Source organism: Trueperaceae bacterium (assembly GCA_036381035.1).
Classification (GTDB): domain Bacteria; phylum Deinococcota; class Deinococci; order Deinococcales; family Trueperaceae; genus DASRWD01.
Genome location: DASVDQ010000138.1, coordinates 1 through 1,888 on the forward strand (window position 1 = coordinate 1; position 1,888 = coordinate 1,888).

Consider the following 1,888-nt stretch of genomic DNA (forward strand, 5'->3'; position numbering starts at 1 on the left):
AGGTGATCAGATGCCAGAATCTGCGGAAACTTGGCACCATTCCCGCAAAGGACCGAAAAAGCCTGACAGTACGGTGGATGGGTACGCCCCTCCCGCCAGCCCGACACCATGGCCAACGGGAGGGGCGAGGGGAGAAATTACCCCGCCTTATTCGCCAGGTCCATAGACGCGTCGCAGTGGGTATAGAAAAGCCCATGGCGCATCTGCTTGCTGCGCACTAAGATGGAGGTGCGACCCATTCACCTTCACACGCAGCCGGCAAACACGCCATGGGTGAACTCCAAGCTACACTCTTTCCGCTGTATTTCAACCGCTCCGTCCACGTCGAGGCCCGGCCCGAGCGTCTGAGCGCGGACGGCGGCGCCTTGCTGGTGCGCGAGCTGAGCGAGCGGCTCGGACTGCCGCGCTTGGTCCGGGAGCATCTCGAGGACGCCCGCAATCCAGAGCTCATCTCCCACCCCTTCCTCGACCTGCTGCGCACCTGGTTGCTCCTGCTCGTCCAGGGCTACGAGGACCAGAACGATGTCACGCTGCTGCGCGACGACCCGGTCCTGCGTCTGGCCGTCTCCACGCGGCGCGGCCAGAGCCCGCTTCGGCCCGGGCGAGGCCGCACGCCCGATGGTCTCTGTTCCCAGTCGACGCTCTCGCGCCTGCTCTACGCGCTCGGCGAGGAGACGAACGCCGCCGGGCTCGAGCAGATCCTCCGGCGGATCGTCGTCCCCTTCCTGGCCCCCGATCGCAAGGAAGCGACCCTCGATCTCGACTCCGTCCCCCACGAGGTCCACGGCCACCAGCCCGGCAGCGCCTACAACGCCCACTACCACGCCCGCTGCTTTCACCCGCTCGTCGCCAGCCTCGACGGACGCTACTTCCTGGGTGGCCGTCTCCGGCCCGGAGGCGCGCACACGGCCGCGGGCGGACTCGACTTTGCGTTGCCCATCCTGCGCTGGCTGCGCTCCTTCGTGCCCCGCGTCTGGCTGCGCGCGGATGCCGGCTTCCCCGCGCCCGCCTTCCTGAGCACCCTCGAGGCCGAAGGCATTCCCTACGTCTGCCGCATCCGCTCGAACGCGGCCCTCGAGCGCCTGGCCGCCCCCTACCTGAAGCGTCCGCCCGGCCGCCCACCCGCCGAAGGCCGCATCTGGTTCCACGAGCTCTCCTACCGGGCCGGCAAGTGGAGCCGGGCACGTCGTGTCGTGCTCGTTCTCCTCGAGCGACCCGACGAGCAGCAGCACCTCTTTCTCGACCACTTCTTCCTGCTCACCAGCGAGCCGGCCGACGTCGAGAGCGCCGAATCGCTGCTGGAGCGCTACCGCCGGCGCGGCAGTGCCGAGAGCGATTTCGGCGCCTTCAAGACCGCACTCGGCCCCACGCTCTCCTCCTCGCCGCGTCCCAAGTCCCACTACCGCGAACGGGCGATTCGCCGCGACTACGACGAGCCGGACACCTTCGCCGCCAATCAGGCCAAACTCCTGCTCGCGCTCCTGGCCGCGAACCTCATGGCCGCCGGCGCCGACCTGCTCAGCCGGGACGAGAGGCGGCGCATGAGCCGTCAGCGCTTCCGCGCGCTCGTCCTCAGGTCCGCGGCTCGCGTGCTGCTGGCCGGCCGCTACGTCAGGGTCGTCATCGAGGCTTCGCGCGCGCATCTTTGGCAGCGCTTGCACGCCCGAATTGGCGAACTCCCGCCCGCGCGCGGCTCGCCCGCTCTCCAGGCCCTGCCCACTCCGGCATAGCACCTCCGGGCGGGGAGCTGAAACCCACACCCACCCTCCCACCCTCGGGGGGAAAGGGGGCCGTGTCGCCGCCGACGGTGCTGCGACCGCGACCTGGCGCGTGAACCGGTCACTCGGCAATTTCAGGAACTTCAGCACGCGCCCGTGAATAAGCCGAG

At 69.0% G+C, this 1,888-nt stretch carries 1 protein-coding gene; it reads left to right on the forward strand.

All coding sequences use genetic code 11. The features are described 5' to 3' along the window. The first annotated feature begins 269 nt into the window (after positions 1 to 269). Positions 270 to 1,730 carry an IS1380 family transposase gene (locus VF202_14930; protein ID HEX7041409.1) on the forward strand — a complete coding sequence of 487 codons (1,461 nt, stop codon included), beginning with the start codon at positions 270 to 272 and terminating at the stop codon, positions 1,728 to 1,730. Positions 1,731 to 1,888 lie beyond the last annotated feature (158 nt).